We start from the raw sequence: 6,687 nt of genomic DNA, 5'->3' as shown, positions 1-6,687 counted from the left end.
CCGGCGGGGACGGCGGGGTCGGCGGCAAAGCCGGGATGATCGGCAGCGGCGGGGTCGGCGGCGCCGGCGGGGAGGGTCTCGCGACCGGCGGCGACGGCGGCAACGGCGGCGCCGCCGTGCTGATCGGCAACGGCGGCAACGGCGGCGACGGCGGCCCCGGCCCAACCCCGGGCCTGCCCGGCACCGGCGGCGCCGGCGGAAGCCTGTTCGGCCAGCCCGGGATGGACGGGATATAGCCGTGCGGGTGCATGCCAGTTCGGAAAAGTCGTAACCCCACCTGTCACACGAGTCACCGGACAGTCGGGGTTGACTTTTTGCCCGCCTCACAGCGACAAACTGCGGCGGCGCCGCACTGCGAGCAAGAAGTCGCTCTGAGGCGGGCACACTGGCAGATCCCCGACTTTTTGTGACAGCCGGGAATGAGCAAACGGGGGCGAGCCTAGGCGCCCGTCGGCACCAGGCGCAGCGAGATCGAGTTGATGCAGTAACGCTGATCGGTCGGCGTCGGATAACCCTCGCCGGCGAACACGTGGCCCAGGTGGCTGTGGCAGTTGGCGCACAGCGCCTCGGTGCGCGTCGTACCCATCGAATGGTCCGGGCGCAGGATCACCGCGTCGGAGTCCGCCGGGTCGAAGAACGACGGCCAGCCGCAGTGCGACTCGAATTTCTCTGTGCTCCGGAACAATTCGGCGCCGCAGGCCCGGCACTGGTAGACGCCCTCGGTCTTGGTGTCGGTGTACTCACCGGTGAACGGCCGCTCGGTGCCGGCGCGACGGAGCACGTCGAACTCCTGCGGGTTGAGCTTTCGGCGCCACTCGTCGTCGGAGAGTTGCACCTTCGGGCGCGACACGTCGGGGGAGGTCATGCGTCCACGCTAGCTCGGATGGCGCTGACCCGCTGGGGCCGGCTCCGCCGAGCTTGCGATCACCGCGTCGCGCTCACGCTCGGCCGTCAGCCACGCTGGATCGATGCCGTCGTCCAGCCGGTTTTCGGCCTTGGCGTCCAGGTAACGGAAAACCAGCACGGTGAATGCGACGATCAGCAGCAGCGACCAGCCGTAGGTGATCTTCAGGTAGTGCAGCGCGCGGCCGTACCGCATGTACCTATAAATCAGCCAGTCGTCCAATGTCATGAAGCCGTAGATCCCCAGCCACGCCGGCCAGTTGCGGATCAGCGAGTTCTGCAGCACCACGGTCATCAGGAACGGGAACAGCATCATCGAGTAGTAGCCCTGGGCCAACGGCAGCACCAACCACGAACACAACAGCAGCACACCCGACGAGCTGGTGAACCAGAACAGCGGATCGCGGGTGCGGTAGTAGCGGTACAGCAGCCACAGTGCGCCGATCGCAATCAGAACGAACAGAATTCGCAGGAACACGATCAGCGGGGTGGGCAGGCCGAAGTACACGCCGTTGCCCTCGATCGAACTGTTGAAGTAGTCCCGGGTGCCCCCGATGTAGGGCACCGTTTTCGTGACGAAGTCCATCGGGTCGCTGACCAATGGCCACGCGGCCACGTTGATGACCAGGGGCACGATTACCGCGGGCACCAGCGCCCGCCACTGGCGATTTAACAGGGGCAACAGCAGCAGCGGTAGAAGCACCGGTTTGAGCGTGAGGGTGAGCCCGATCGCGAGGCCGGCCCACCACTGGTGCCCGACCTTCCCGTCCAGCAGCCAGCGCAAGAACAGCACCTCGGCCAGCAGGACGCAGCCGTTGATGTTGGTGAACACCAGCGTGCTGGTCACGCTTTCCGTGCAGAACATGGCCAGTAGCAGGGCGGGCGCGGCCACCGACGACAGCGTGTAGTTGAACAACCGCAGCAGCAGGTACCAGGCGATCAGGATTGCGACGGTGTTGATCAGGACGAACAGATACCTCGACGGCGTAAAGGACAGGTAGCCGAACGGTGCCATCAGCAGCGTGCCGCCGGGCGGATACAGGTAGTGCGGGTCGACGTAGTCGAAGTGCTCGTTGTAAATGTCCCAGCCGTGCCGGAAGTTGAGGACGGCGCGGTACACCGGCTTGAAGTCGTCGGTGATATTGCCGTTGAGGGTGAGCACGATGCTGCGGTGCAGCACCGACATGATGGCCACCGGCCACAGCGCCGACCGCAATACCGTCGCCGCGCTCGGTGCGCTGGTTCGGGGACGAAACGCGGCCAGGAGCCGATCGCGCAGGCCGGTTCGGGTCGAGTCAGCTGCGGTCACCAGCGCACCGTACACCGAGACTTGACGCCAACTATCAGGCGGGACAGTAGGTGTCGGTCCCGGGCAGCTTGCCGCTGTTGAGATAGCCGATCAGCGGCGGGACCGCGCACGACGAATAGATGCTGGCGCCGTGGCCGATGCCCTGCCACATCACGCGCTTGCTGGCCGCGTTGGCGTTGATGATCATGGCCGCCGTCGCGGCGACGCCCTCGCTGCCGACGATCGGGTCGTTCTGCACGCCCGCCAGCAGGACGTCGACCTTGAGATTCTTCGGCGGCGCGGGCGGCGGAATGGTGGGCCAGTGCGCGCATTTCACCAAGTTGAGCGCGGCGACGGTGCCGAATTGGGGATAGAGCTTCGCCCACGCCACCACGAGTTCGCGCACCCGGTCCGGGGTCGGGCGGTTGATGGCGTCGCTGCAGGAGTTGACGAACTTGCCGTCCGAGTCGTTGATGGCGTACGCGTGGTTGATCAGGTTGTTCAGCTGGTTGGCGTCGCCGGAGCGGGCGGCCGCCAGCGCGTTGGCCAGGCTCGTGGTGGCGCCGACGCGGCCGCCGGAGGGGAAGCCCAACGCGGCGGTGATGGCGTTGGCGACCGCGGCCACCGGTGCGCCGCCGGGCCCCTTGCCCGCGCGGGCGTCGGCCAGCATCGCGCTGACGGCGCCTTTGGGGTCCGGACCCAGCGCGCAGTTGACCGCGACGCACTGGGCGGCGAACGCGTCGAGCGCGGCCTGCTGGCCCTTGACCTGTTGCTCGGCGGCGGCTTCGGCGTTGACGCCCAAGGCAATTGGGGAGTCGAGGATCAGCCGGGCGACCCGGTCGGGCCGCGACGCGGCGTAGGCCAGCGCCACCTGCGCGCCGTTGCCGATCCCAACCAGCGCGACGGCGGGCACGTCCCAAAGGCTGCGCAGTCGCTCGATGTCGGAGGCGGCGTGCGAGTTGTCGTAGGCCGACGCCCCCGGCGCGATGGCGTCGGTGCAGTTGGTGGTGGCGGTGTTGGAGATGTCGGAGAGGTTGGCGACCGGGTCGTCGCCGGGCTGGAACTGGGCCTGATCGCGCATCGCCTGGCGGTCGAGCTGATCGCGGCAGTCGATGGGGCTCGACATGCCCATGCCGCGCCGGTCGACGGCGACGATGGGGTGGGTTTGGAGGACGTCGACGCCGCCCCGGGCGAGCCAGGCCGGCAACTGTGTCGAGGACGGCAGGTCGGAGCCGGTGGTGAAGACGAGCGGGCCGGCGTCGTGCGGCGTCATGTTCGAGCGCGCCCGGACCACGCCGATGCTCAGGGTCCCCGACCCGCCGTTGACCGGGTCGAGGTCGGTGTCGTAGTTCGCGCAGTCCAGCTGCACGTCCGGCGCCGCCCGCACGGCCGCGTCGCCGAACACCCTCGCCGTGCAGTCGTGCCAGGACAGGTCGTTCTTGGGCGCGGCGATCGGCGGCGGACCGGCCGGCGGAGGCTTCGTCGGGGCCACGCCCTGCGGTCGGGCGCCGGAATTGGTGGCGAAGCGCGGGTCCGCGGCCAGGCCGGGAACGCAGCCGGCGACGACCGCGGTCACCGCTACCAGGACCGCCGCGGATGCGATCTGCCGACTCATGCCGACCACAGTAGCTATGCCTTGACGTAGCGGGCGTAAAGGTAGCCGGCGTCGTCGGTGAGGATGTGGGCGCAGCGCATGCGGGTCAGGACCTGGCCCGGGCCCGTCGCGATGCGTCGGGCCAGGCCGCCGACGAGGTAGGGCGCCATCGTCAGGCACAGCTCGTCGATCAGGTCGCGCTGGACGAACGCGCCGAGCAGCACCGGCCCGCCTTCGGTCAGGACGCGGCGCATTCCGCGCGCCGCGAGGCCCGCCAGCAGGGCGGCCTCGTCGACCTTGCCGGGATCGCCGCCGGAGCAGTCGACGACATCGCAGAGGTCACCGAGCCGCCGGCGTGTCTCCGCGGCGACCGCCGTGCAGGTGAGCACCAGGGGCGGCACCTCGGTGCGGGTGAACACCCCCATGCCGCGATCAAGGCGGCCCGACTTGGTGACGATCGCCAGTCGGGGGACCTCGCTCTGCCCGCGGGCCTGCCGCCCCTGTCGCTGCGACACACCCAGGTGCGCGCCGGAATAGCCCTCGATCCGCACCGTGCCCGCGCCGACCACGATCACGTCGGCCAGTTCCCGCAGCAGGTTGAAAATGTGACGGTCGCCGGGCCCTCCCATGGCGCCGCTGCTGCCGTCGGCGGTGGCGCCGCCGTCCAGGCTGGTGATGAAATTCGCCCGCACCCACGTCCCGTCCCGTTCCGGATACCCGTAGAGCCGGGGAAGTTCGCCGTCGTCGATTTCCCGCGTCGACCCGAGCAGCGTCAGCGGGGTCTCTGGCATGAGCTTGATTGCAGCACGCCGCTACAGTTCCTGCATGCACGGGTCCGCCTTCGGCCGAGTGGCTCACCTGGTGGATCGGCATCCGACCGTGTCGCCCGAGCGACTGATCGCCCAATTGCGGCCGCCGCCAACGTTCGCCGATGTGAGCTTTGCGACGTACCGCCCGGATCCGGCGGAACCGAGCCAGGCCGCCGCCGTCGTGGCCTGCCAGGACTTCTGCCGGCAGGCCGTGGAGCGCCGCGCCGGCCGCCGAAAACTGTTGGGCAAGCGGGCCGTGCTGCCCGGCGTCGGACTGTATCTCGACGGCGGCTTCGGCGTTGGCAAGACCCACCTGCTCGCCTCGGCGTACTACCAGCTGCCCGGGACCGGCCCCGAGCCCCCAACTCCCAAGGCGTTCGCCACCTTTGGCGAGCTCACCCAGCTCGCCGGGGTGTTCGGCTTCGTCGAATGCATCGAGATGCTGGCCGGTTACACGGCGGTGTGCATCGACGAGTTCGAACTCGACGACCCCGGCAACACCACCCTGATCTCGCGGCTGCTCTCGTCGTTGGTCGAGCGGGGGGTGTCGGTGGCCGCCACCTCCAACACCCTGCCCGAGCAGCTCGGCGAGGGCCGCTTCGCCGCCCAGGACTTTCTGCGCGAGATCAACACGCTGGCAAGCATTTTCACCACAGTGCGGATCGAGGGACCCGACTACCGGCACCGCGGCCTCCCGCCGGCGCCGCAGCCGTTGTCGGACGAGGAGGTGGCCGCGCGCGCCGCGGTCGTCGACGGGGCGACACTGGACGATTTCGACGCGCTGTGCGCGCACCTGGCCACCATGCACCCGTCGCGTTATCTGACGCTGATCGAGGGCGTGACGGAAGTGTTTCTGACCGGCGTGCACGGCATCGACGATCAGAACGTCGCCCTGAGGCTGGTGTCGCTGACCGACCGGCTTTACGATGCCGGCATCCCGGTGGTGGCTTCCGGGGCGAAGCTGGACACCATCTTCAGCGAGGAGATGCTGGCCGGCGGCTATCGAAAGAAGTACCTGCGGGCCACGTCACGGCTGGTCGCGCTGACCTCAATTGGGTAAGCCGCGATCAACGAAGCTCGCGAACCATGACATAGTCGTTCTCGCATTCGGCGCCCAACTGAAATGTCCTGGTGCCGTTGATGGTAAAGCCGTGCTTGAGGTAAAAGCGTTGCGCGCGTTCGTTTGCCTGATTGACGCCCAGCCACATGCGGCGCACGCCCCACTCTTGGGCGGTGGCCACACCGAGGTCCATCAGCGCCGCCGACACCCCGGCGCCGTGGTGGTCGGCCAGCACGTACATCTTCGACAACTCGGCGGTGTCGTCGGCGTCGCGAACGAGCATGGCGTAGCCGATGATTCGGCCGTCGCGCGCGGCGGTGACGATCGCGCGGCGCGGATCGGCCAGATACTCCGCGAAGCGCTCCGCCGACAGGTTGGTGTCGATGAACGACGCGATGTTCTCCAAGGCCGTGGCGGGGGGACACGCCAACGGAAAGGTGCGCGCGGCAACGTCAGCCAGCTCCGCGGTGTCGACCGAACCCGTCGTGACGACGCGTACAGCCAGAGTCAAAGATTCCATTGGGCGAGGTGATAGCCCGTCTTCTTGTCCAGCAGGACGACGGTGGAGACCGGGTCGCGGTAGGCGTCCCAATACACTCCGCCGCGCACGATGGCCCCGTTCGGCGCGTTGACGAGCACGTTGTCCAGCGCGTCGGGCGCATCGGAGGGCCGCGGCTTGTAGGCATCGGCGAACGGGGTCACGCCGTCGAAGCTGAAGTTGGTCGCCATGATGAACGGGTTGGGCACCCGGATCGCGCGGACTGTCACGTCGGCGCGGTCGACGGTACTGCCCGGAAAGCTCTTGACCGGAACGCCTTCGCGGGTGTAGCCGAATCCGGGCGGCGGGTCGCAGGGCGCCACGCTGCCGACGGTGACGTCCGCGATGTAGGTGCCGGTGTCCACCCGCAGCGTGTCACCGATGTGGCCGATCGGCGCGTCACCGGCCCACGCGCGGGGCGCGGCCAGGCTCGCGGCGGCGGCGAGGAAGGTGGACACGACGACCAGCCAGCGCTGCATCTTCGCATGATTGCAC

Annotated in this window: 7 protein-coding genes and 1 pseudogene; 2 read left to right on the top strand and 6 right to left on the bottom strand. The window is 68.6% G+C overall.

Going from position 1 to position 6,687, the window contains the following annotated elements:
• Positions 1 to 236, top strand: a pseudogene (locus JWP83_RS05035) (PE-PGRS family protein); the annotation flags it as partial.
• Positions 237 to 439: 203 nt separating this feature from the next.
• On the opposite strand, the gene msrB reads toward JWP83_RS05035, so the two are convergent.
• Genes msrB through JWP83_RS05015 form a run of 4 tightly spaced genes read right to left on the bottom strand, consistent with a single transcriptional unit; the run spans position 440 to position 4,576 of the window.
• Positions 440 to 850 (bottom strand): peptide-methionine (R)-S-oxide reductase MsrB, encoded by a 411-nt coding sequence (msrB, locus tag JWP83_RS05030; protein ID WP_297726678.1) that lies wholly within the window; start codon positions 848 to 850, stop codon positions 440 to 442.
• Positions 851 to 874: 24 nt separating this feature from the next.
• Positions 875 to 2,227 carry an arabinofuranan 3-O-arabinosyltransferase gene (aftC, locus tag JWP83_RS05025; RefSeq protein WP_297726672.1) on the bottom strand — a complete coding sequence of 451 codons (1,353 nt, stop codon included), beginning with the start codon at positions 2,225 to 2,227 and terminating at the stop codon, positions 875 to 877.
• A gap of 19 nt (positions 2,228 to 2,246) precedes the next feature.
• Positions 2,247 to 3,824 carry an alpha/beta fold hydrolase gene (locus JWP83_RS05020; protein WP_297726675.1) on the bottom strand — a complete coding sequence of 526 codons (1,578 nt, stop codon included), beginning with the start codon at positions 3,822 to 3,824 and terminating at the stop codon, positions 2,247 to 2,249.
• Positions 3,821 to 4,576, bottom strand: coding sequence for a pyrimidine reductase family protein (locus tag JWP83_RS05015; RefSeq protein ID WP_297726670.1), 756 nt, complete (start codon positions 4,574 to 4,576; stop codon positions 3,821 to 3,823). The genes JWP83_RS05020 and JWP83_RS05015 overlap by 4 nt, the downstream gene beginning before the upstream one ends.
• Here JWP83_RS05015 and zapE point away from each other — a divergent pair.
• Entirely contained in the window at positions 4,575 to 5,654 is a 1,080-nt protein-coding gene (gene zapE, locus JWP83_RS05010; protein ID WP_297726666.1) for a cell division protein ZapE, read from the top strand. The genes JWP83_RS05015 and zapE overlap by 2 nt on opposite strands.
• 7 nt (positions 5,655 to 5,661) lie before the next feature.
• On the opposite strand, the gene JWP83_RS05005 is transcribed toward zapE, so the two are convergent.
• The gene (locus JWP83_RS05005) at positions 5,662 to 6,174 is read right to left on the bottom strand and encodes a GNAT family N-acetyltransferase (RefSeq protein ID WP_297726663.1); all 513 of its coding nucleotides are present in this window, start codon (positions 6,172 to 6,174) and stop codon (positions 5,662 to 5,664) included.
• Positions 6,162 to 6,671 (bottom strand): hypothetical protein, encoded by a 510-nt coding sequence (locus tag JWP83_RS05000; protein WP_297726660.1) that lies wholly within the window; start codon positions 6,669 to 6,671, stop codon positions 6,162 to 6,164. Before JWP83_RS05000 ends, JWP83_RS05005 begins: the two co-directional genes overlap by 13 nt.
• Positions 6,672 to 6,687: the final 16 nt, after the last annotated feature.

It is taken from the genome of Mycobacterium sp. (assembly GCF_025965855.1).
Classification (GTDB): domain Bacteria; phylum Actinomycetota; class Actinomycetes; order Mycobacteriales; family Mycobacteriaceae; genus Mycobacterium.
The sequence above is the reverse complement of the archived record's forward strand: the minus strand, read 5'-3'. Positions and strand labels throughout refer to the sequence as shown.